Source organism: Caulobacter sp. 10L414, assembly GCF_056395525.1.
The window spans coordinates 85,460-106,160 of sequence record NZ_JBFTJR010000004.1 but is presented as its reverse complement, the minus strand read 5'-3'; the positions used below and the strand labels follow the sequence as shown (position 1 = coordinate 106,160).

General features: G+C 69.5%; 21 protein-coding genes. 10 read left to right on the top strand and 11 right to left on the bottom strand.

From position 1 onward, the window contains the following. Positions 1 to 9: 9 nt before the first annotated feature. A complete protein-coding gene (locus AC1DCG_RS02625) occupies positions 10 to 1,803 on the top strand; it encodes an ABC transporter ATP-binding protein (RefSeq protein WP_477031063.1) in 1,794 nt (597 codons plus the stop codon). Beyond that, positions 1,800 to 2,504, top strand: a complete 705-nt coding sequence (locus AC1DCG_RS02620) for a lysophospholipid acyltransferase family protein (RefSeq protein ID WP_477031062.1) — start codon at positions 1,800 to 1,802, stop codon at positions 2,502 to 2,504. The genes AC1DCG_RS02625 and AC1DCG_RS02620 overlap by 4 nt, the downstream gene beginning before the upstream one ends. A 20-nt stretch (positions 2,505 to 2,524) precedes the next feature. Here the strand turns inward: AC1DCG_RS02620 and AC1DCG_RS02615 are convergent, their stop codons facing one another. The 3 genes from AC1DCG_RS02615 to AC1DCG_RS02605 form a co-directional block, all read right to left on the bottom strand. Continuing rightward, positions 2,525 to 4,348: a M14 family metallopeptidase gene (locus AC1DCG_RS02615; RefSeq protein WP_477037082.1), complete on the bottom strand. Its 1,824-nt coding sequence runs from the start codon at positions 4,346 to 4,348 to the stop codon at positions 2,525 to 2,527. A gap of 177 nt (positions 4,349 to 4,525) precedes the next feature. Beyond that, a complete protein-coding gene (locus AC1DCG_RS02610; RefSeq protein WP_477031060.1) occupies positions 4,526 to 5,137 on the bottom strand; it encodes a hypothetical protein in 612 nt (203 codons plus the stop codon). 28 nt (positions 5,138 to 5,165) lie between these two features. After that, positions 5,166 to 6,701, bottom strand: coding sequence for a UbiD family decarboxylase (locus AC1DCG_RS02605; protein WP_101716960.1), 1,536 nt, complete (start codon positions 6,699 to 6,701; stop codon positions 5,166 to 5,168). Between the two features lie 154 nt (positions 6,702 to 6,855). Between AC1DCG_RS02605 and AC1DCG_RS02600 the strand changes: the two genes are divergently transcribed. After that, complete coding sequence (locus AC1DCG_RS02600) at positions 6,856 to 8,697, top strand: DUF4153 domain-containing protein (RefSeq protein WP_477031059.1); 1,842 nt, start codon at positions 6,856 to 6,858, stop codon at positions 8,695 to 8,697. 27 nt (positions 8,698 to 8,724) lie between these two features. Here AC1DCG_RS02600 and AC1DCG_RS02595 read toward each other — a convergent pair whose 3' ends face one another. From AC1DCG_RS02595 to AC1DCG_RS02575, 5 genes are all read right to left on the bottom strand, one after another. Then, on the bottom strand, positions 8,725 to 10,518 hold the full coding sequence (locus tag AC1DCG_RS02595) for an ABC transporter ATP-binding protein (RefSeq protein WP_477041364.1): 1,794 nt from the start codon (positions 10,516 to 10,518) through the stop codon (positions 8,725 to 8,727). Between the two features lie 113 nt (positions 10,519 to 10,631). Further along, positions 10,632 to 11,138: a YkgJ family cysteine cluster protein gene (locus AC1DCG_RS02590; protein ID WP_477031057.1), complete on the bottom strand. Its 507-nt coding sequence runs from the start codon at positions 11,136 to 11,138 to the stop codon at positions 10,632 to 10,634. A gap of 246 nt (positions 11,139 to 11,384) precedes the next feature. Next, complete coding sequence (locus AC1DCG_RS02585; RefSeq protein ID WP_165263058.1) at positions 11,385 to 11,738, bottom strand: VOC family protein; 354 nt, start codon at positions 11,736 to 11,738, stop codon at positions 11,385 to 11,387. A 43-nt stretch (positions 11,739 to 11,781) separates the two neighbouring features. After that, positions 11,782 to 12,441 carry a class I SAM-dependent methyltransferase gene (locus AC1DCG_RS02580; RefSeq protein ID WP_477031056.1) on the bottom strand — a complete coding sequence of 220 codons (660 nt, stop codon included), beginning with the start codon at positions 12,439 to 12,441 and terminating at the stop codon, positions 11,782 to 11,784. Positions 12,442 to 12,581: 140 nt separating this feature from the next. Then, complete coding sequence (locus tag AC1DCG_RS02575) at positions 12,582 to 13,532, bottom strand: fatty acid desaturase family protein (RefSeq protein ID WP_477031087.1); 951 nt, start codon at positions 13,530 to 13,532, stop codon at positions 12,582 to 12,584. 74 nt (positions 13,533 to 13,606) lie between these two features. On the opposite strand from AC1DCG_RS02575, the gene AC1DCG_RS02570 reads away from it, so the two are divergent. Continuing rightward, complete coding sequence (locus AC1DCG_RS02570; protein WP_165263062.1) at positions 13,607 to 13,948, top strand: lysozyme inhibitor LprI family protein; 342 nt, start codon at positions 13,607 to 13,609, stop codon at positions 13,946 to 13,948. On the opposite strand, the gene ubiA is transcribed toward AC1DCG_RS02570, so the two are convergent. After that, positions 13,945 to 14,871 carry a 4-hydroxybenzoate octaprenyltransferase gene (ubiA, locus tag AC1DCG_RS02565; RefSeq protein ID WP_477031055.1) on the bottom strand — a complete coding sequence of 309 codons (927 nt, stop codon included), beginning with the start codon at positions 14,869 to 14,871 and terminating at the stop codon, positions 13,945 to 13,947. The genes AC1DCG_RS02570 and ubiA overlap by 4 nt on opposite strands. A gap of 177 nt (positions 14,872 to 15,048) precedes the next feature. Here ubiA and AC1DCG_RS02560 point away from each other — a divergent pair, with 177 nt between their 5' ends. Both AC1DCG_RS02560 and AC1DCG_RS02555 read left to right on the top strand, forming a co-directional pair. After that, entirely contained in the window at positions 15,049 to 16,509 is a 1,461-nt protein-coding gene (locus tag AC1DCG_RS02560; RefSeq protein WP_477031054.1) for a catalase, read from the top strand. An 81-nt stretch (positions 16,510 to 16,590) separates the two neighbouring features. Further along, positions 16,591 to 16,848 carry a hypothetical protein gene (locus tag AC1DCG_RS02555; protein ID WP_477031053.1) on the top strand — a complete coding sequence of 86 codons (258 nt, stop codon included), beginning with the start codon at positions 16,591 to 16,593 and terminating at the stop codon, positions 16,846 to 16,848. Positions 16,849 to 16,943: 95 nt separating this feature from the next. On the opposite strand, the gene AC1DCG_RS02550 is transcribed toward AC1DCG_RS02555, so the two are convergent. Then, entirely contained in the window at positions 16,944 to 17,804 is an 861-nt protein-coding gene (locus AC1DCG_RS02550; RefSeq protein ID WP_477031052.1) for an NAD-dependent epimerase/dehydratase family protein, read from the bottom strand. 35 nt (positions 17,805 to 17,839) lie between these two features. Here AC1DCG_RS02550 and AC1DCG_RS02545 point away from each other — a divergent pair, with 35 nt between their 5' ends. From AC1DCG_RS02545 to AC1DCG_RS02530, 4 genes are read left to right on the top strand one after another with little or no spacing between them, the layout of a single operon-like run. Further along, positions 17,840 to 18,187 carry an MmcQ/YjbR family DNA-binding protein gene (locus tag AC1DCG_RS02545; protein ID WP_477031051.1) on the top strand — a complete coding sequence of 116 codons (348 nt, stop codon included), beginning with the start codon at positions 17,840 to 17,842 and terminating at the stop codon, positions 18,185 to 18,187. Further along, complete coding sequence (locus AC1DCG_RS02540; protein ID WP_477031050.1) at positions 18,171 to 18,836, top strand: Pr6Pr family membrane protein; 666 nt, start codon at positions 18,171 to 18,173, stop codon at positions 18,834 to 18,836. The genes AC1DCG_RS02545 and AC1DCG_RS02540 overlap by 17 nt, the downstream gene beginning before the upstream one ends. Before the next feature lie 21 nt (positions 18,837 to 18,857). Continuing rightward, positions 18,858 to 19,697 (top strand): aldo/keto reductase, encoded by an 840-nt coding sequence (locus AC1DCG_RS02535; protein WP_477031049.1) that lies wholly within the window; start codon positions 18,858 to 18,860, stop codon positions 19,695 to 19,697. 59 nt (positions 19,698 to 19,756) lie between these two features. Beyond that, on the top strand, positions 19,757 to 20,344 hold the full coding sequence (locus AC1DCG_RS02530; RefSeq protein ID WP_477029645.1) for a TetR/AcrR family transcriptional regulator: 588 nt from the start codon (positions 19,757 to 19,759) through the stop codon (positions 20,342 to 20,344). A 61-nt stretch (positions 20,345 to 20,405) separates the two neighbouring features. On the opposite strand, the gene AC1DCG_RS02525 is transcribed toward AC1DCG_RS02530, so the two are convergent. Beyond that, complete coding sequence (locus AC1DCG_RS02525; protein ID WP_101718012.1) at positions 20,406 to 20,651, bottom strand: hypothetical protein; 246 nt, start codon at positions 20,649 to 20,651, stop codon at positions 20,406 to 20,408. Positions 20,652 to 20,701 lie beyond the last annotated feature (50 nt).

Here is a 20,701-nt window from a genome sequence, read left to right as displayed (position 1 = left end):
CCCTCGCCCATGACCGAAACCCCCGCGACCGAGCTTTCCAACCGCGCCCTGGCCGCGCGGGTCTGGCGCGACTACCTGCGGCCGCGCTGGAAGGGCTTCATGGTCTCGGTCGTCTGCGCGGCGCTCGTCGCCTGCCTGACCGCGCTGCTGCTGTGGCTGGTCGGCCCGGCGGTGGACAAGCTGATCACCCACCCGACGCGGCAAGCCATCTGGACCATCCCCCTGGCGATCGCCTGCATCGCCGTGGTCCGCGCCGTCTTCCAGGTGCTGCAGGCCCGGATCATCAACGGCATCGGCAACGGCATCGTCGGCGACGTCCAGGTCGGGCTGTTCGGGCGGCTGGTCCGCGCCGACCTGGCGCGGCTGCGCGGGGCGCATTCGGGCTCCTACGTCGCCTCGGTGCTGTACGACGCCGGCCTGATCCGCGAGGCCTCGACCACGGGCGTGGTCAACTACGTGCGCGAGAGCCTGGTGGTCATCGGCGCCATCGGCACGATGTTCTACTACGACCCGATCCTGACCGGCGCGGTGCTGCTGATCGCGCCGGTGGTCAGCCTGATCACCCGCCGCTTCTCCAAGAAGACCACCAAGGCCGCCAAGGGCGCGATGGGCGAGACCTCGGCCCTGTCGACGGCGATCATGGAAAGCCTGGACGGCATCAAGATCGTCAAGATCGAGAACCGCGAGGCCGACGAGGAGGCCCGGGTCGGCGAGGTGATCGCCCGCCGCCAGAAGCACCTGGTCAAGGGAAGCAACGCCAAGTCGATGGCCGCCCCGGCCACCGAGGCCTTCACGACGATCATCGTCGCGCTGGTGCTGCTCTACACCGGTTGGCGCGCCATGACCGGCGGGATCACCGCCGGCGACTTCACCGCCTTCCTGGGCGCGCTGATGGCCGCGGGCCAGTCGCTGCGCCAGGTGACCAACCTGCAGACGGTGATGGCCGAGGGCTTCACCGCCGCCCGCCGCCTGTTCGCCGCCCTCGACGTCGCGCCGACGATCGTCGAGCCCGCCGGCGCCCCGGCCCTGCCGCCGGGCGACGGCTCGGTCAGCCTCGACCATGTCGACTTCGCCTACGGGGAAGGCGCGCCGGCTCTGTCGGATGTGTCGTTGCGGGTGCGAAAGGGCGAGACCGTGGCCCTGGTCGGCCCGTCGGGCGGCGGCAAGAGCTCGATCCTCAACCTGATCCCGCGCTTCTATGACGTGACCGGCGGCGCGGTCAGCATCGACGGCCATGACGTGCGCTCGGTGACCCTGGCCAGCTTGCGCGACCGCATCGCCCTGGTGACGCAGGAGCCGTTCCTGTTCGACGACACCATCCGGGCCAACATCGCCTACGCCAAGCCGGGCGCGACCGACGCCGAGGTCGAGGCCGCCGCCCGCCAGGCTGCGGCGCACGACTTCGTCTCCGCTCTGCCGGAAGGTTACGAGACCCGGGTCGGCGAGGCCGGGACGCGGCTGTCGGGCGGCCAGCGCCAGCGCATCGCCATCGCCCGGGCCTTCCTCAAGAACGCCCCGATCCTGCTGCTCGACGAGGCCACCAGCGCGCTCGACACCGAGAGCGAGGCCCTGGTGCAGGCGGCGCTGGAGCGGCTGATGGCCGGCCGCGCCACCATCCTGATCGCCCACCGCCTGTCGACCGTGAAGCACGCCGACCGCATCTACGTCATCGACAAGGGCAAGGTGGTCGAGACCGGGACCCATGCCGGCCTGGTGCGCGCCAAGGGCCTTTACGCGCGGCTGGCCAAGGCGCAGGACCTCGACCACGCTCCCCTTTCCGGTTCCGAGGAGACCGCCTCTTGAGGCCTCTGCGTTCCCCCCTGGTCATCAAGGTCCTGTCCTCGATCTTCGCCGGCTATTCCAAGCTGGTCTTCTCGACGCTGCGAATGACGGTCGAGGGCCAGGACAAAGCCGAGGCCGTGTGGGCCCAAGGGCGCACCAAGGGCACGGGCGCGATCCTGTGCTTCTGGCATTCGCGCATTCCGATGTCGCCGCTCAGCTGGCCGCAGAGCCCGGCCCGCCAGGACATGCGCGCCCTGATCTCGCTGTCCAATGACGGCGAGTTCATCGCCCGCACCGTCGAAAAGCTCGGCTTCCCGTCGATCCGCGGCTCGTCGGCCAAGAAGACCGACCTGGCCAAGAACAAGCACGGCGAGCAGGCCTTCCGCGACATGGTCAAGTGGGTGAAGGACGGCGGCGGCATCGCCATCACGCCGGACGGCCCGCGCGGCCCGGCCGAGCATATGGAGAAGGGCACCCCGTCCCTGGCCCGCGTCACCGGCGCGCCGGTGATCTTCGTGGGCCTGGCCGCCAAGCCCTGCATCCGCCTGGGGTCGTGGGACGCCACCCTGATCCCGCTGCCCTTCGCCAAGGCCGCCATGGTCTGGGACGGCCCCACGGGCGCGGGGCGCGGCGATGATCCCGAGGCCCTGGCCGAGGACTGGGCCGACCGCCTGTCGGCCGTGACCCGCCGGGCTGAGGAGATCGTGGGGCTCGACGACTGAACCCCACGCTCCAGCGGCGGCTAGTTCTCCCGAGCGATCGGGTAGAGCAGGTGGCGGTCGTCGTAGAAGGGCGTGCGCTTGTAGAACCAGGCCAGGCGCGCGTCGGGATCGGCGGCGAACTTGGGCTCGGCGGCAAGCTTGGCTTCGAACTGCGCCTTCAGCGCCGGATCGGCGGCCATCATCTTCTCGGCCAGCGGCGCGATGGCGTAGGGCTCGATATATTCCACGCGGCTCAGCACCTCGGGGACCATGCCCCAGGCGAAGACGCTTTCGCTCGACTGCGGCTCGAGCAGCAGCACGACCAGATCGCCCAGCGGCTGGTCGGTCGACACCCGCACCGAGCCCTTGGGGAAGGTCCAGTCGCGCTTCTGCGTCGTCACCTGCTCGACGCTCATCTGCACGTGGCCCTCGTTGGCGCGCGGGGCGAGCTTGGGCTCGACCAGACGCAGCATCTCGACTGCGACGCTCCTGGGCGCGTCCAGGGTCTCGACCTTCACCCCGTGCAGCTTCAGCCGCTCGATGATGTCGGCGCGATAGCTGGGCACCCAGTAGGCCTTCGGACGGGCCAGCTGCAGCGTCGGGTGCGAACCGTAGAACGGCAGCTGCCAGAGCTCGGGGTCGGGCTGCCCCAACCAGCGGATCTCGGTCTTGCCCGAGGCGACGCTGTCATAGGTCTCGTAACGGATGCCCTTGAAGGCGCGGGTGACCGTCGGCTTGTCGTCGGCGACGAAGTTGGCCGGGATGGTCGCCGGGCGCAGGGCGCTGTCGGCGGCGACCGCGGTGCGCAACGACCCGCCCTTTTCGGCCAGCAGCTTCAGCGAGGTTTCGATGAAGACGTAGGTGCCCAGCACCCGCTGGGCGTGGGGTTTCAGGCTATGGTTCTCGATCAGGATGGTCGGCACGTGGGCGGCGCTGCCCCAGCCGTTGGAGAACCGCTCGCCGAGGCCGCCGTCCGACAGACCGGCCTTGGGGTTGCGCTCGTCGATCCCGAACACCAGCTCGCCCGGGATGTGGCCCTCGGCCTCCAGGCTCCTGTTCATCGCCGGCTTGAAGGCGTCGTCCAGCCACTTGGCCGTGGCCGGCGAGCGCGACCAGACGCCGTCCTCGCCGTTGTAGCCGTAGGTGACGTCGTACTGGTAATCCATGCCGTCGGTGACGTGGACGTCGACGTAAAGGTCGGCGTGATACTTGGCCTGAAGCCGCTTCAGCGCCTGCATCTCGGGCTGGTCGAGCTTCATGAAATCGCGGTTGAGGTTCTGGTTGGTGGCGGTGTTGCGCCAGCCCTGGATGCGCGGCCCGCGCTGGTTGGGGCGCGAATAGGGGCCCGAGCGCTCGTGGCCGTCGACCGACAGGATCGGGATCAGCACCAGGTTGACCTTGTCGAGCAGGCCGTCCTTCCCGTGGAAAGCCATGTCGCGCAGCAGCATCATGCCCGCGTCCTTGCCGTCGATCTCGCCGGGGTGGATGCCGCACTGGACGAGCAGCAGCGGCTTTTTCGGGTCCAGCTTTTCGCCGTCCTTGCTGGCGATGACGGCGAAGATCGGCCGGCCTTCGGGCGAGACGCCGAAGTCCTCGACGCGCACCAGCTTGCTGGCCTTGTCCAGCTTGTCGAACCAGGCGCGGGTGTCGACGTAGTTGGGCGAGAAGTCGTGTTCGGGATCGGCCTCGAACGCGGTGACCCACGGATCGGACGCGTCGCGGATCAGCGCCTGGCTGGCGCCTTGCCAGTGCGGGGCCGGGGGCAGGAAGGCTTGGTCCCAGGGGGCTTTGGCGGCGGGGGTCTGGGCCATGGCGGGCGTTCCCAATGCAAGCAGGGCGAGGGTGAGCAGAGCGGTCGAGCGCATGGTGCTGTTCGTCGCGCCTCCAGGTGGCGATGGCAAGGGGTGAAGTCTTGTCGGCAGGCGGCGTAGGCGGCGAAAACCTCGCCCTTCGACAGGCTCAGGATGAGGTTTTTCTTCTGCCCGGCGTTCGGAAGTGGTCCTCACCCTGAGCCTGTCGAAGGGCGAGGGCCACGCACTGCGTCAGCCGCCGAACAGCGACCAGCCGCCCTTGTCGACCAGCGCCTTGGCCGAGCCGAAGATCTGCCAGCCCTGATAGGCCAGCAGCACGCCGAGCGCGGCGGTGACGATCCAGCGCCGGCGCGACAGGGCCGCGATCAGTGTCAGGATCATGAACATCGGGGTGCCTAGCCACAAACCGAGCGAGAGCCGCAGCTTGGCGATCTCGCCGTTCAGAAAGAGCAGACCTATGAACAGGAACAGGATCAGCAGGTTGGCGCCCATGACGCTGAGCAGCACCAGGCGCTTGCGGGTCCAGAAATGGTCGTCCAGGTCCTCGCCCGCCTTCAGCTCGCGCGGGAACACCTGGGTGGCGGCGACATAGAAGGTGCTGGCCACCACCAGGCCGACGATCAGCAGGGCGTAGTTGTAGGGCGCTGGGCGGAAGATCACCCAGGCCTGGTTCCAGAAGCTGGCGATGTCGATGGCCACGAACAGCGCCAGCAGCGGGGTCAGATAGCCGAACCGCACGTTACGCCGCTCGTGCAGCAGGCGGGCGAAGCCGCCCACCAGCTCGGCCACCGAGAAGCCCAGCAGCAGGCCGTAGAAGCTGAAGAAGAACTCGAATGGGTCCACGAAATCCCCCGATTTCAGACGCTATGGATTACTTGCCCTTCCAGATCGGCTTGCCCTCGCCGGGCAGGCCCAGGCGCGACCACTTCTCGCTGACCGCGTCGATCACCGACTGGTCCATGCGGATCTCCTCGCCCCATTCGCGATTGGTCTCGGGCTCCCACTTGTCGGTGGCGTCCAGGCCGATCTTGCTGCCCAGGCCGCTGACCGGCGAGGCGAAGTCGAGATAGTCGATCGGGGTGTGCTCGATCACCGTGATGTCCCGCGCGGGATCCATCTTGGTGCTGATCGCCCACATCACGTCCTTCCAATCGCGGGCGTTGATGTCGTGGTCCACGACGATCACCCACTTGGTGTACATGAACTGGCGCAGGTAGCTCCACACGCCCAGCATCACCCGCTTGGCGTGGCCCGGATAGGCCTTCTTCATCGACACCACGGCGATGCGGTAGCTGCAGCCCTCGGGCGGCAGCCAGAAGTCGACGATCTCGGGGAACTGCTGACGGATCAGCGGGATGAACACCTCGTTCAACGCCTCGCCCAGCACCGAGGGCTCGTCCGGCGGACGGCCGGTGAAGGTGGTGAGATAGATCGGGTCCTTGCGCATGGTGATCGCCGTCACCTGGAAGACCGGGAACTTCTCGACGCTGTTGTAGTAGCCGGTGTGGTCGCCGTAGGGGCCCTCGTCCTCGTACTCGTCGAGCAGGACGTGGCCCTCCAGCACGATCTCGGCCTGGGCCGGAACCATCAGCGGTACGGTCTTGCACGGCACGAGGTCGAGCTTGGCGCCGCGCATCAGGCCGGCGAACTGGTACTCCGAAAGGGTGTCGGGCACCGGCGTCACGGCGGCCAGGATGGTGCCGGGATCGGCCCCCAGCACGACGGCGCAGGGCAGGGGCTCCTTCTTGCCGGCCTTCTTGTGGCGGGCGTAGTGCTGGGCCCCGCCGCGGTGGGCCAGCCAGCGCATGATCGCCTTGTCCTTGCCCAGCACCTGCATGCGGTAGATGCCGAGGTTGAAGTCGTCCTCGCGGTCGTCGCTGGGGCCCTTGGTGACCACCAGGCCCCAGGTGATCAGCGGCGCCGGCTCGCCCGGCCAGCAGGTCTGCACCGGCAGCTTGGCAAGATCGATCTGGTCGCCGGTCAGCACGACCTCTTGCACGGGCGCCTTCTTGACCGTGCCCGGGCGCATCGACAGCACCGTCTTGGCCAGCGGCAGCATGTCGATGGCGTCCTTCAGGCCCTTAGGGGGCTGGGGCTGGCGCAGGAAGGCCAGCAGTTCGCCCACCTCGCGCAACTCGCCGGCGGTGGTGCGCGGCTCGCCGCCCAGGGTGACGCCCATGGCCACGCGCTTGACCGTGCCGAAGAGGTTGGCCAGCGCCGGCATCGGCGAGCGCGAGCCATCGGGCAGCAGCACGTGCTCGAACAGCACCGCCGGGCCGCCGGTGGCCAGCAGGCGGGTCTGGATCTCGGTCATCTCGAGCACGGACGAGACGGGTTCCTTCACCCGCACCAGCTCGCCCTGGGCCTCCAGCACGTCGATGAATTCGCGAAGCGAGCGGTAGGCCATGGGTACGGAAACTCCTGGAACGCGGCGGAACCTAGGGGTGGGCGGGCGTCGGGGCAAGGCGTGCAGAGGGGCGAAGCGGCAAGCTTCGCCCTAGTCGCGCCTTCATGGGTGTGCTCCCTTGCCAGCGCCTTTCAGAGTTGAGCGAAAAGACGCCATGACCGAGCCCGCGCCCGAGACCGTCGACCTCAAGGCCCAGCGCCGCGTCGCGGTCCTGCGCCTGGCCACGGGCCTGGTCCAGGGCCTGCTGCTGTTCGGACTGGACCACGCGGCCGCCCATCGGCTGTGGCCGGCGACCAGTCCGGCGCTGTTCATGGCCCTGGCGGCGGGCGTGTTCTTCACGCCGTTCGTGGTGCTGGCGGGGCTGTCCACCATGCGCCTTGGCCGGCTGGCGATCTGGAAGCTGGTCGCCTTCGCGGTCGCCGTGGGCCTGACCGGCTACGCCGCCAACGCGGCCAGGCTGCAGTACTCGTCCGAGGGCATGTGGCCGAACGGCGTGGTGGTCTATGCCGTGGCGGCCCTGCTGTTCATCGGCCACCACCTGGTGCAGCCGGCCGAGATGGAGCGGCGGCCGATAGCCCGCTTCGCCACCTATTTCGACGAGACCTGGAAGCACGGGGTGCAGCTGGCGCTGTCGATCCTGTTCACCGGCGCCTTCTGGCTGCTGCTGGTGCTGGCCTCGGCGCTGTTCTCGATGATCGGCGTCGACGCGATCAAGAAACTGATCGAGCAGGCCTGGTTCGGCTTTCCGGCCACGGCGGTGATGTTCGCCGCCGCCGTGCAGCTGACCGACGTGCGGGCCGGGCTGGTGCGCGGCGTGCGGACGGTATCGCTGACCCTGCTGGCCTGGCTGCTGCCGCTGATGGTGCTGATCGCCGCCGGCTTCCTGGCGACCCTGCCGTTCCAGGGCCTGGCGCTGCTGTGGGCCACCAAGAAGGCCGCGGCCCTGCTGCTGACGGCGGCCGCAGCCCTGATCGTGCTGACCAACGCCGCCTATCAGGACGGGACCGAGCAGCCGCCGAAGGTGCTGGCCTGGGCCGCGCGGATCGCCGGCCTGCTGCTGGCGCCGATCACCATCCTGGCCGCCTACGCCATCTGGCTGCGGGTGGACCAGTACGGCTTCACGCCCGATCGGGTGTATGGCGCGGCCTGCGTGATCGTCGCGGCAGGCTACGCCGTCGGCTATGCGATCGCGGCTCTCAAGCCCGGCGCCTGGATGAAGCCGCTGGAGGCGACCAACATCGCCATGGCCTTCGTCGCCATCGTCGTGCTGCTGGCGCTGTTCACGCCGCTCGCCGATCCCGCGCGGCTGTCGGTGAACAGCCAGGTGGCGCGCCTGGAAGCCGGCAAGGTCAAGCCCGAGGCGTTCGACTTCGAGTTCCTGCGTCTTCGCTCCGGGCAGCGCGGCGTGAAGGCGGTCGAGGCGCTGGAGAAGCACGCCGATCCGGCCATCGCCCGGGCGGCCAGGGCCGCGCCCAAGACGTGGCAGGAGGCCGCCGATCGGCGCGCAGCCTCAGCCGCCCGCGAAAACCCCATCTTCGCCAACGCCAACAAGGCCGCTCTGAAGAAGGTTCAGATGCTGCCGGCCGGCCAGGTGCTGCCGGCCGATTTCGTGGCCCAGTTCACCGCGCTCGGCGCGCCGCCGTTGTCTGGCTGCGGCCTGGCCCCGGACACCTGGTGCATCGGCACGTTGGTTCAGATCGACGGCGCGGGCGATCCCGAACTGCTGCTGTCGAGCGGCTACGACATCGTCATCCATCGGCGCGACGAGACCGGACGGTGGCGGGAATACGGCCAGGTGACCCTGTCCAGTTGCCCGACCTACAACATCCGCGACGTCTTCGCGGCCGGACAGCTCAAGCCCCTGCCGCCGTCGCTGCCTGACCTGGAGATCGCCGGTCAACGCCATCACATGACGCTGGGCCAGCCAGGCTGCGAGCGCAGGGAGCCGCCGGAGGCCAAGCTGGCGCCGCCGCCGGAAAAAAAGGCCGCGGGGTAAGTCGGTCAACCTGCTGGCGGTGACGCCTTAAGCGCCCTCGCTGACCGCGTTCAGCCTGGCATAGACCCCGCCCGCCGCCTTGAGGTCGGCGTGGCGGCCTTCCTCGACGACGCGGCCGTTCTGGAACACCAGGATGCGGTCGGCGCCGCGCACGGTCGACAGCCGGTGGGCGATGACGATCGTGGTGCGGCCCTGCATCAGGGCCTCGRCGGCCTCCTGCACCAGGGCCTCGGTCTCGACGTCCAGCGACGAGGTGGCCTCGTCCAGCACCAGGATCGGGGCGTCGGTCAGGAAGGCGCGGGCGATGGCCACGCGCTGGCGCTCGCCGCCCGACAGCTTGATGCCGCGCTCGCCGACCAGGGTGTCGTAGCCGTGCGGCAGCTTCAGGATGAAGTCGTGGGCGCGGGCCTTCCTGGCCGCCTCCACCACCTGGTCGAAGGTGGCGTCGGGGCGGCCATAGGCGATGTTGTCGAGCAGGGAGCGGTGGAACAGCGCCGGGTCCTGCGGCACCACGGCGATGGCGCGGCGCAAGGATCCTTGCGTCACGCGCGCGACGTCCTGGCCGTCGATCAGGATCCGCCCGCCCTGCAGGTCGTGCAGGCGCTGGATCAGCTTGACGAAGGTCGACTTGCCCGAGCCCGTCGGGCCGACCAGGGCCACCTTCTCGCCCGGCGCGATCTCCAGCGAGAAGCGGTCGTAAAGCGGCGCGCCGGCGTTGCGATAGGCGAAGGTCACGCCCTGGAAGGCGATCTGGCCGGGTCCGGGAACGAAGGCGGGCGCGCCGGGAGCGTCGGCGATCTGCGGCGGCAGGGTGGCCCAGGCGGCGGCGTCCTCGCTGTCGTCCAGGCCCTTCTGCAGCATGCGGATGTTCTCGCCCATGTTGCGCAGATAGCCGCTCATCAAGAGGAAGGCGGTGATGGCGAAGGCGACGTCGCCGGGGCCGGCCTTGCCCTGCAGCCAGCTCCATACCATGGCCCCCGACAGGCCCGCCTGCAGCAGCACCAGCAAGAGGTTCTGGCCCAGCCACACGTCGGTGAAGCGGTTCCAGGTGACCATCACCGCATCGCGCCAGGCGGCGGTGACCTGGGCCAGGCGCTCGGTCTCGCGGGCCTCGGCGCCGAAGGCCTTGACGGTGGGGTTGGAGGTGACCGCATCGGCCAGGGCCCCGCCGATGGCGGAATCCAGGGCGTTGGACTTCAGGTTCGACGGGCGGACATAGCGCTCGGTGACCCACAGGTTCACCGCCAGGTACAGCACCACCACGACCAGCGAGATGGCGCCGGCCAGCGGCTGGCGCACCAGCATCATCACCGACAGGCCGATCAGCACGATCAGGCTGGGCGCCAGCCAGATGGTGAAGGCGTCGGTGACGCTGTCATAGCCCCACATGGCGCGGGTCAGCTTGCGCACCGTCGCGCCGGCGAAGCTGTCGGCGTGCCAGTCGGACGAAAAGGCCTGCACGCGGGAGAAACCCTCGTTGGTCATCTCCTCCATGTTGCGCGCGGCCAGCGGAATCCAGAACCGGTGGGCGACGTTGCGGATCAGCGAGAAGGCCAGGTAGACGCCGACGAAGGCGGCCCACGCGCCCCAGGCCTGACCCTTCTGTCCGGCGGCGACCACGTCGATCAGCTTGCCCGAGGCCCAGGGCAGGGCCAGGTCGAAGGCCACGGCGATCAGGGTCAGGGTGACGCCGGCGGCGAAGATCGCTTTGCGGCGCAGCCAGAAGCGGGCCAGGAAGCCCAGCACCTGCACGTTCGACAGCGCCCGGCGCCTGCCCCCGTTGTCGTCCCCCTGGTCGTCCGTGTCGTCGAAATCGCTCATGGGCGGCTAGATAGGCCTGTTGGCGGGGATAAGGAACGACCTGCCGACGGCCTGTTGCCAGGTTTCGGCCTGGACATTCCTTTCGATCGCCCCGCGTCTGACGCCTTGCAGGGTCACACGGCCGCGTCGCTCAGCACCATGGCGAAGGGAACCTGCGCCCCGTCGCGGGTCACATAGCCGCTGACCAGCTTGTGGCTGGGGTCGAGCACGCCCAGGTCGACGTCCTCGGTGGGGAACACCACCGTGCGACGGTCGCCGACGCAGACCACCAGTTCGTAGCCGTCGTAGGCGCGCTGCGACATGGCCTTGATGCGGCGGTAGTAGGGCTCGCGCTTCCAGGCGGCGGGCCTGCCTGGATCGACCACCACGTTCAGGCGCTTGCCGTCGCGGTCGGGATACATGACGAAACCGGCCTTGTCGGGCCGCCAGGCGTCGTCCAGCTTTTCCGAGCTCAGCCACAGGCAGTGGAAGTCGCGGCAGGCGCCGGGGCGGGTCTCGTAAGACCCGCAGCCGCCTCCCTTGCGGAAGCAGCCGCACCAGACGCCATCGGGCTTGGCCAGGGCCTCGATGGCCAGCACCTTGCAGCACAGGCCGCAGGAACCGCACGTCCGTTCGTCCATGTCGCTTCCCCCGAGCCCGGCCGATCGTCAGGCGTCGGAGTTTGAAAGCGATGTGTGACGGTTTTTGCGGGGGGCGGGCTGAGGGATCCTCCCCTATGGCAGGCGATCGGCGGGAGGGCGGCCATCGCTCGCGGCAGCTGAAAACGGCCCCCTCCGGCCCTCCGGGCCACCTCCCCCAGAGGGGGAGGATTTATTGCGCCGAGATGCTCCCCCTCTGGGGGAGCTGTCGCGAAGCGACTGAGGGGGTCACTCGAAGCCGGTGGCGCTCCAGACGGCCAGTTCGTTGCCGGCCGGGTCGATGAAGTGGAAGCGGCGGCCGCCGGGGAACTCGAAGATCGGCTTCACGATCACGCCGCCGGCGGCGACGACCTTGGCCTCCATGGCTTCCAGGTCGTGGGCGTAGAGGATGACCAGCGGCTTGGCCGGCTCTTCGGTGATGTCGCCCACGAAGCCGCCGTCTGCGCCCTGGCCCTCGAAGGCGGTGTAGCCGGGGCCGTAGTCGGTGAAGCTCCAGCCGAAGGCGGCCGCGTAGAAGGCCTTGGTCGCCGGCAGCTCGCCGCCCGCCCACTCGATGTAGTCGATCTTGCCGTCTTCGCGCATGGGCGTATTCCTCAGAATGTTCTTATTATGTTCTAACTTCCGCTCAGGGCAGAGTCCAGACGCTGGTGCGCTTGATCGCCAGGTCTTCCAGTTCGCGGGTGGTGGGCACCTGGTACTCGGCCAGCTTTTCCAGGCCGTCCTTGGGGAAGTAGGTGCGGCCAGGGTCGCCGATCAGCACGCTGGCCCCGGCCGCGCGGCCCTGCGCCAGCCAGGCCATGACCGCCTGGGCCATTGGTCCCTCGTAGCAGATGTCGCCGGCCAGCAGCACGTCGGCCGGCGGCGGCGGGGCGTCGAGCAGGTTCTCGTCGGTGAAGGCGATCTCGACGCCGTTGGCCGCCGCGTTCAGCCCGACGGCCGCCTCGCAGAAGACGTCGATGTCGGCGGCCAGCACGCTTTTCGCCCCCGCCTTCATCGCCGCGACGGCGACGATGCCCGAGCCGGTGGCGAAGTCGATCACGGTCTTGCCGCGCACGATCTCGGGATGGTCCAGCACGTAGCGCGCCAGGGCCTGGCCGCCGGCCCAGGCGAAGGCCCAGAACGGCGGCGGCAGGCCGATCTCTTCCAGCGCTTCCTCGGTCAGCTTCCACAGCGGCGTGATCTCGTCGGCCAGATGCAGCACCAGCTCGGGCGCGTGCGGCGTGGGCAGCAGGCGGGTGTTGTCGGCGATGAAGGCCCGGCGGCCTTCCAGGGTCTGGACGATCATGGGCGGGTTATAACCGCTTTGCGGCGTGCGAGACCCCCTCAGTCGGCTTTGCCGACAGCTCCCCCAGAGGGGGAGCATCTTGCGCGGCGCTGTTAGATCCTCTCCCTCTGGGGGAGGTGGCCCGGAGGGCCGGAGGGGGCTTACGCCGTCACCTTGCCCGACGCCGCCTTCAGCACGGCCAGATAGCCCGGCGCGGTCAGCATCCCTTCGGTCAGGCCTTTCTCGGCCAGCAGCCGGTGCGCGCGGGGGAGGTTCCAGCACGGCACGTGCATGAACAGGTGGTGCTCGGCGTGGAAATTGACGTGGTAGGGGGCCACCAGGGCCCGCTCGAGCCAGTTGGCGCGGGTGGTGCGGGCGTGGCGGAAGGGGTTCGGCTCGTCCTTGGCCACCAGGGCGTGCTCGGCGATGTTGCGCAGGCGGGTGACCAGCGGGAACCAGGTGGCCATCGGGACTAGCCACAGCGCGAGCCACGCCCACCACAGGCCCGCCGCGCTGAGCGCGACCAGCATGGCCAGGTTGATCAGCAGGAACCGCTTCTGGACGGCAGCCGCGCGGGCGAAGATCGCGCCCGGGGCCTGGCCGTGCTGGCGCTTCTTCAGGCCCGCGATGATCGGCCCCAGCCGCTGCTTGAAGAAGGTCTGGCCCGTCAGGTCGCGGATGATCTTACGGCGCAGCGAGGCCCGGGTGGTCGGGAACGGCGCCGACAGCACGAGGTCCGGGTCCTCGGCCTGCTGGGCGAACTTGTGGTGGGTCAGGTGATAGGGGCGGTAGGCGTTCAGCGAGGCGCCCAGCGGGGCCGCACACAGCCACTCGCCCAGCCAGTCGTTGACCTTGAGATTGGGGTGCAGGCCGCCGTGCGCGGCCTCGTGCATCAGGATCGCCAGCCCCAATTGGCGCGCGCCGATCAGCATCACCGCGACGACGTAGGTCAGCGGGTTGGGCCAGACCACGAAGAGGGCTCCGGCCGCCAGGATCACCCCCCAGGCGTGGGCGATCATGGCGATCCCGCGCCAGGACGAGCGCGCCGACAGGCGGGCCCAGTCCTCGGGCGCGAACAGCTCCTGCGGCTTGATGCGAGCGGCGACGGCCATGGAACGGATCATCGCACATTCAGGTTCAGCCCGACAGAATGCCGTTAGGTCAGGCCCGTTTCCGGAGGATTTTCATGCGCTTGTTCGTCGCCGTCGCCCTTGTCTCGCTCGGGCTCGCCGGGGCCGCGCACGCCGCCAGCTTCGACTGCGCAAAGGCCCGGCGGGCCGACGAGCGGGCGATCTGCGCGGACCGCGGGCTGGACAACAAGGACGTGCGGATGAGCGTGCTCTACGACATCAACAAGCGCACCATGGGCATGGGCGCGCGCGGCGCGCTGATGGACGGCCAACAGGCCTGGCTGAACGATCGCGCGACCTGCAAGGCCAATCGCGCCTGCCTGAACCGGGCCTATGACCGGCGGTTGGGCGAGCTGGAGCGATCGATGGAGCGGATCTACCGCGCGGGGCCGTTCTAGAACCCTGCCGGGGTCCACAGGCCCGCCACCAGGGCCAGCACCAGGATCGCGCCGGCCTGGGCGTTGGACTTGAAGATCTTCAGCGCGCCGGGACCGTCGTCGACGCGCACGGCCACGGCCTGGCGCGACAGGTGCAGGCCGAAAAGGCCCAGCAGCGGCAGGTACAGCGGTCCCAGGCCTCCGACCCAGGCGGCGGCCAGCGCCAGCGCGAAGGCCAGGACGTAGAAGATCGCCACCCCCTCGCGGACCTTGGAGCCGAGGCGGCGGGTCGACGACTTCACCCCGGCCAGGGCGTCGTCCTCGATGTCCTGGATGGCGTAGATCGTGTCGTAGCCCAGGGTCCAGAAGATGCCCGAGGCGTAGAGCAGGGCGGCCGACCAGCTCAGCGTGTGGGTCGCGGCGGCGTAGCCCAGGAGGGCGCCCCAGTTGAAGGTCAGGCCCAGCCACGCCTGCGGCCACCAGGTGATGCGCTTCATGAACGGGTAGCCGGCCACCAGAAGCAGCGAGGCCACGCCCAGGCCGATGGCGACCCAGCCCAGGCAGATCAGAATGAGGAAACTCGTCAGGCTGCAGCCGACCAGGAACAGCCAGGCCTGCTTGACGGTGATCAGGCCGGCCGGGATCGGGCGCAGGGCGGTGCGGGCCACCTGGGCGTCGAAGTCGCGGTCGACGATGTCGTTGAAGGCGCAGCCGGCCGCCCGCATCAGCGCCGCTCCGACGAAGAAGGCGATCAGCAGCCAGGGATTGGGCAACTGGCCCTTCTCGGCCGCGGCCAGGGCGATGCCCTGCCAGCCGGGCAGCATCAGCAGCCAGATGCCGGCCGGGCGGTCGAAACGTCCGAGCTTGAGCCAGGGGCGCAAGCGCTCGGGAGCGTAGCGGTCGACCCAGTTGGCGGCGGCGGCGTCGGGCAGGATGGCGGTCATGCGGCTTGGCTTAAACCGCCGCGCCCGCCGGGTCGAGCCGATGCGTCCTTCCAAGAACCACGTGATCGCCCGCGCTATGGTTCGATAAATTTCTCCGATCTTACGGAGAAAAACGATCAATTGGATTTATCGAACGCCGCCCGCGACAGTGGCGTTACGGAATTCGACGAGGGCGACATGACCAAGACCATCCTGACCACCACGGCCGGCGCGCCCGTCGCGGACAACCAAAACAGCCTGTCGGCCGGCCCGCGCGGCCCCCTGCTGATGCAGGACTACCAGCTGATCGAGAAGCTGGCCCACCAGAACCGCGAGCGCATCCCCGAGCGCGTGGTCCACGCCAAGGGCTCGGCGGCCTACGGTACGCTGACCATCACCCACGACATCAGCGCCTGGACCAAGGCCAAGGCCCTGCAGCCGGGCGCGACGTCCGAAGTGCTGCTGCGCTTTTCGACGGTGGCGGGCGAGCGCGGCGCGGCCGACGCCGAGCGCGACGTGCGCGGCTTCGCCCTCAAGGTCTATACCGAGGAGGGCAACTGGGACCTGGTGGGCAACAACACCCCGGTGTTCTTCATCCGCGACCCGCTGAAGTTCCCCGACTTCATCCGCACCCAGAAGCGCCATCCGGTGTCGAACCTGCGCTCGCCGACGGCGATGTGGGACTTCTGGAGCCTGTCGCCTGAAAGCCTGCACCAGGTGACGATCCTGTTCTCGGACCGCGGCCTGCCGCAGGGCTATCGCCATATGCACGGCTTCGGCAGCCACACCTACAGCTTCATCAACGACGCCAATGAGCGCGTCTGGGTGAAGTTCCACTTCAAGTCTCAGCAGGGGATCCGCACCTGGACCAACGATGAGGGCAATGCGGTGATCGCGGGCGACCGCGAGAGCGCCCAGCGCGACCTGTTCGAGGCCATCGAGGGCGGCGACTACCCGCGCTGGACCCTGAAGGTGCAGATCATGACGGAAGCCCAGGCCCGCGAGACGGCCTTCGATCCGTTCGACCTGACCAAGGTGTGGCCGCATGCCGACTTCCCGCTGATCGAGGTCGGCGTGCTGGAGCTGAACCGCAACCCGGACAACTATTTCGCCGAGGTCGAGCAGAGCTCGTTCTCGCCGTCGAACATTGTGCCCGGGATCGGCTTCTCGCCGGACAAGGTGCTGCAGGGCCGCCTGTTCGCCTATGCCGACGCGCACCGCTACCGGGTGGGCACGCACTACGAGGCGCTGCCGGTCAATCGTCCGCGCTGCCCGGTGAACCACTACCACGCCGACGGCGCCATGCGCTTCGATGCGCCGAAGCGGACGGAGGCCTGGTACGAGCCCAGCAGCTTCGGCGGGCCGGTGCAGGAACCGTCGGCCGCCGAGCCGCCGCTGCCCCTGTACGGCGACGCCGACCGCTTCGATCACCGGGTCGGCAATGACGACTACGCCCAGCCGGGTGCGCTGTTCCGGCTGATGAGCCCGGCCCAGCAGGCGGCGCTGTTCGACAACATCGCCGGCGCCATGCGGGGCGTGCCCGAGGCGATCGTCCGTCGCCAGCTGGTTCACTTCCACCGCGCCGACCCGGCCTACGCCGCGGGCGTCGCTTCCAGACTGGGGATCGCGTTCGACGCGGCCCCCATCGCCGCCGAGTAAACGCTCGCTCGGCGGCCCGAGGAGGACCGCCACTCGCCCAGCCCCGGCGGTCCTCCTCCACCCCATGAAAGGAGATGTCCGATGACCCGTCCCGACCGCACCGCCAATCGTTTCGCCGGCTGGAGCCTGCTGGCCCTGGGCGCCGCCGGCGGCGTCGTCTTGCCCCATCCGACCACCACGGCCCTGTGGTCGGCCTCGGCCCGGGCGTTCCGCCGGGCCGGCGACGAGGCGATGGTCTCGCGCCTGCTGTCGGCGACCAAGTTCGGCCCGCGCATTCGTCGCGGGCTGAAGCGGCCGACGGCGGGGATGCTGTATTACGGCCGGGCCGGGCTGGCTTGACGATCCTCCCCCTGAAGGGGGAAGCGGCTGCGGACGCGCCGCTGGAACTTCCCCCTCAGTCGCTTCGCGACAGCTCCCCCTTCAGGGAGAGCGTTTTAAAACCGCGGCCGGAAATCCCTCGGCGCCCACCCGAAATCCCTGACCGCGTCGGACGAGTCGAACGTCAGGTCCTGGCTCATGCGCGCGCCCATGGCCGCGGTGGCGCCGGGGAAGAACGGGCGGGCCAGGGTCAGGAGCAGGCCAAACAGCCAGGGCGGCAGAACGAGGATCGCCGGGCGACGGCCCAGGCCCTCGAACACCCGGCGGGCCATCTCGCGATAGGGCAGGGTCTCGCCGCCCACCAGGGCGTAGGCGCGGTCGCGGGCGGCCGGCGCCGTGGCGGCGGCGATGGCGCCGGCCGCCAGGTCGTCGGCGTGGACCGGCTGGCGCAGGCCCTCGCCCATCCCCGACAGCGGCAGCACCTTGAAGCGGCGGATCAGGCCGGCCAGGCGGCTGACATTGCCGTCGCGGCCCTCGGCATAGATCAGGGTCGGTCGCAGGATCGTCCAGGCCACGCCGTGTTCCCGGCAGAAGGCCTCGACAGCGTCCTCGGCGTCCGCCAGGGCCTTGGCCACGGCGCGCTCGGAGGCCTCGGGCGAGGTTTCCTTGGTGAAACGGCTGGTCGAGGAGAAGGCCACCAGGCGCTTCATGCCGCGCGCTTGCAAGAGCGGCAGCACGCCGGGCAGCAGCCAGATCGGCGACAGCGAGAACACCGTGGCCGCGCCCGGCAGCTGCTCGGCCAGGTCTTCGCCCTTGAGGTCGGCGTCGATCCAGCAGGCGTCTCCACCCGGAGGTCTCCGCGACAGGCCCATCGGCTCGTGGCCGGCGGCCTGCAGCCGGTCCATCAGGAACGTCCCGATCAGGCTGGTGGCGCCCAGCACGAGGATCGGCGTCTTCAGGGTGTTTTCCGCGCTCATGGTCCCTCTATAGTCGCGGAAAGGAAGCTTCGCCCATGCCCATCACCTATGACGAGGTCCGCGCCTTTGCTTTCGCCTTGCCGCTGGTCGCGGACGGGACGTCCTATGGCTATCCCTGCCTCAAGGCGAACGGCAAGTTCCTGACCCGGCTGAAGGAGGACGGCGACAGCCTGGTCCTGCCCGGCGTGCCGTTCGACGAGCGCGAGATGCTGATCGAGGCCGCGCCCGAGGCCTTCTATTTCACCGACCACTATCGCAACTATCCCATGGTGCTGGCGCGGCTGTCGGCGGCGGAGGCCGGAACCGTCACCCGCCTGCTCGAGCGCCACTGGCGCGCCTGCGTGCCGAAGAAGGTGCTCAAGGCCCATGACCAGCAGGCCTGATCGCGTCCGCTCCTGGCGCCTGATCGCCGCCGGCGTCGTCTGGTTCGGCGTCGTGCTGCAGTACGTCCTGATGGTGGCGGGCGAGGACGCCGCCCGGGCCGCGGTCTCGACCGTACGGTTCTTCAGCTACTTCACCATCCTCAGCAACATCGCCGTCGGGCTGGTGCTGGTCGCGCCGGGCCTGGCGCCGGGATCGCGGCCGGCGGGGTGGGCGCGACGCGCGGGGACCCGCGTGGCGGTCGGCGTCTACATCGCCGTGACCGGCGCCATCTATCACTGGCTGCTGGCCGGGCTGTGGGACCCCAAGGGCTGGCAGTGGGTCGCCGACACCCTGCTGCACACGGCGGCCCCGCTGCTCTACCTAGCCGACCTGCTGGCGGTCCCGCCCCGCGAGACCGCGCGCTGGGACCAGGCCTGGAAGGCGCTGGTCTTCCCCGCCGCCTTCGGCGCCTGGACGCTGCTGCACGGGGCGGTGTCGGGGTTCTATCCCTATCCGTTCCTCGACGTGGCCAAGCGCGGCTATCCCGCCGTGCTGGTGACCATGGTCGTGATGTCGGCCGGCTTCTACGCGCTCACGCTGCTGCTGACCGGCCTGCAGCACCTGCAACTTCGGCTGGCGAAGCCGGGCGCGGCGCCTATATCCGGCTGACCAGATTTTGCGGAGCTTTCCATGTCGAACCCCACCCCCGGCGTCCGTTCGGGCGACGTCGAGATCCCCGCCATCGGCCTGGGCACCTACCAGCTGGAGAACGGCCTAGCCCAGGGCGTGACCGAGAAGGCGCTGGAGCTCGGCTATCGCCATGTCGACACCGCCCAGATCTACGGCAACGAGCAGGACGTCGGCGCGGCCCTGGCGGCGACCGGCGTGGCCCGCGGCGATATCTTCGTCACCACCAAGGTGTGGATCGACAAGTTCGCCGACGGCGATCTGCAGCGCTCGGTCGACGAGAGCCTGAAGAAGCTGCGCGTCGACCAGGTCGACCTGCTGCTGCTGCACTGGCCCAAGCCCAAGCCGGCCCTGGCCGAGACCATCGCCGCCCTGAACGCGGTGAAGGCCGACGGCCGCACGCGGGCGATCGGCCTGTCGAACTTCCCCTCGGCGCTGTGGGAGGAGGCGGCCAGGCTGTCGGAGGCTCCGCTGGCCACCAACCAGGTCGAGTACCATCCCTATCTGTCGCAGAAGACCCTGCGGGCTGTCGCCGACAAGCTGGGCGCCTCGATTACCGCCTGGTCGCCCCTGGCCCAGGGCAAGGTCGGCGACGACCCGGTGCTGAAGGCGATCGGCGACAAGTACGGCAAGACGCCGGGCCAGGTCACCCTGCGCTGGCAGGTGCAGCAGGGCGTGGTCACCATCCCGCGCACCAAGAACCCGGCGCGCCTGGCCGAGAACTTCGCGATCTTCGACTTCGCGCTGACCAACGAGGAGATGGCGGCGATCTACGCCCTGGCGCGTCCGGACGGCCGCATCGGCGACTGGATCGACGCGGCGTTCCGGTGGGATGCGGAGTGACTTTTGAAGATGCTCCCCCTCTGGGGGAGCTGTCGCGGAGCGACTGAGGGGGTCCTCCCCTGACCCGCGCCCCCTTCACCCGCGAAGCGCCCGACGTCCGCCGCCAGGCCCTGGTCGCGGCGGCCGAGGCCGTGCTGGCGCGCGAGGGCGTGGCCGGGACTTCCGTGCGGACGATCTGCGCCGAGGCCGGTGTCTCGGCCGGCCTGCTGCGGCACTATTTCGAGGGCGTCGATGAACTGATCGCCGCCGCCTACGAGGCGGTGGACCAGCGGATCGACGCGGCGCTGGAGGCGGCAGTGGCCGGCGCCGGCCAGGCCCCTCGCGCCCGCCTGTCGGCCTATCTGGCGGCCAGTTTCGCCCCGCCGGTTCTGGACCCCGACCTGCTGGCGGCCTGGATCGGCTTCTGGGGGCTGGTGAAGACCAAGCCGCGCATCGCCGCCATCCACGCCGCCTCCTACGCCGCCTATCGGGCGCGGCTGGAGACCCTGCTGGCCGACTGCGGCGCGCGCGACCGGCGCCTGGCGGCCATCGCCCTGACGGCCATGGTCGACGGGCTGTGGCTGGAACTGTGCCTGGACCCCAGCACCTTCAGCCCGGGCGAGGCCGTGCTGGCGCTGGAGACGGCGGCCAAGGCCTGGCTGCCTTGAGAAAAAAGCCGCCCCGACGGATCGGAGCGGCTTCAAGTCGGCCTAGATTGGAATGGAAGGATCAGGCCGCGACGGCGGCGGCGCCGGCCAGGCCCTTGCGGCCCCAGGTCGGGCGGCGGGCTTCCGGCTCGGCCACGTGCACTTCGGCATAGCGGCCCTGGCTCGTCATGTGCCGGGCCAGAAGCTGGGCCAGGGCGACGGCTTCATGCTGGCTGGGGCACGAGCTGATCAGGTCGGGCGAGTCGTTCCAGGTCACGTGCCAGACGCCGGCGACGGGACGGACGTAGTAGTGGTTCGAGTCGGCCATGGGGAGGCTCCTGCATCGAGGCTGACGCCAGCTTTCCCCCACGGACCGCT

Coding starts and splice junctions, on each gene's coding strand:
- AC1DCG_RS02625 (WP_477031063.1), top strand. CDS start 10: ATGACCGAAACCCCCGCGACCGAGCTTTCCAACCGCGCCCTGGCCGCG.
- AC1DCG_RS02615 (WP_477037082.1), bottom strand. CDS start 4,348: ATGCGCTCGACCGCTCTGCTCACCCTCGCCCTGCTTGCATTGGGAACG.
- AC1DCG_RS02605 (WP_101716960.1), bottom strand. CDS start 6,701: ATGGCCTACCGCTCGCTTCGCGAATTCATCGACGTGCTGGAGGCCCAG.
- AC1DCG_RS02600 (WP_477031059.1), top strand. CDS start 6,856: ATGACCGAGCCCGCGCCCGAGACCGTCGACCTCAAGGCCCAGCGCCGC.
- AC1DCG_RS02590 (WP_477031057.1), bottom strand. CDS start 11,138: ATGGACGAACGGACGTGCGGTTCCTGCGGCCTGTGCTGCAAGGTGCTG.
- AC1DCG_RS02585 (WP_165263058.1), bottom strand. CDS start 11,738: ATGCGCGAAGACGGCAAGATCGACTACATCGAGTGGGCGGGCGGCGAG.
- AC1DCG_RS02580 (WP_477031056.1), bottom strand. CDS start 12,441: ATGATCGTCCAGACCCTGGAAGGCCGCCGGGCCTTCATCGCCGACAAC.
- AC1DCG_RS02575 (WP_477031087.1), bottom strand. CDS start 13,532: ATGGCCGTCGCCGCTCGCATCAAGCCGCAGGAGCTGTTCGCGCCCGAG.
- AC1DCG_RS02570 (WP_165263062.1), top strand. CDS start 13,607: ATGCGCTTGTTCGTCGCCGTCGCCCTTGTCTCGCTCGGGCTCGCCGGG.
- ubiA (WP_477031055.1), bottom strand. CDS start 14,871: ATGACCGCCATCCTGCCCGACGCCGCCGCCGCCAACTGGGTCGACCGC.
- AC1DCG_RS02560 (WP_477031054.1), top strand. CDS start 15,049: ATGACCAAGACCATCCTGACCACCACGGCCGGCGCGCCCGTCGCGGAC.
- AC1DCG_RS02555 (WP_477031053.1), top strand. CDS start 16,591: ATGACCCGTCCCGACCGCACCGCCAATCGTTTCGCCGGCTGGAGCCTG.
- AC1DCG_RS02550 (WP_477031052.1), bottom strand. CDS start 17,804: ATGAGCGCGGAAAACACCCTGAAGACGCCGATCCTCGTGCTGGGCGCC.
- AC1DCG_RS02545 (WP_477031051.1), top strand. CDS start 17,840: ATGCCCATCACCTATGACGAGGTCCGCGCCTTTGCTTTCGCCTTGCCG.
- AC1DCG_RS02540 (WP_477031050.1), top strand. CDS start 18,171: ATGACCAGCAGGCCTGATCGCGTCCGCTCCTGGCGCCTGATCGCCGCC.
- AC1DCG_RS02535 (WP_477031049.1), top strand. CDS start 18,858: ATGTCGAACCCCACCCCCGGCGTCCGTTCGGGCGACGTCGAGATCCCC.
- AC1DCG_RS02525 (WP_101718012.1), bottom strand. CDS start 20,651: ATGGCCGACTCGAACCACTACTACGTCCGTCCCGTCGCCGGCGTCTGG.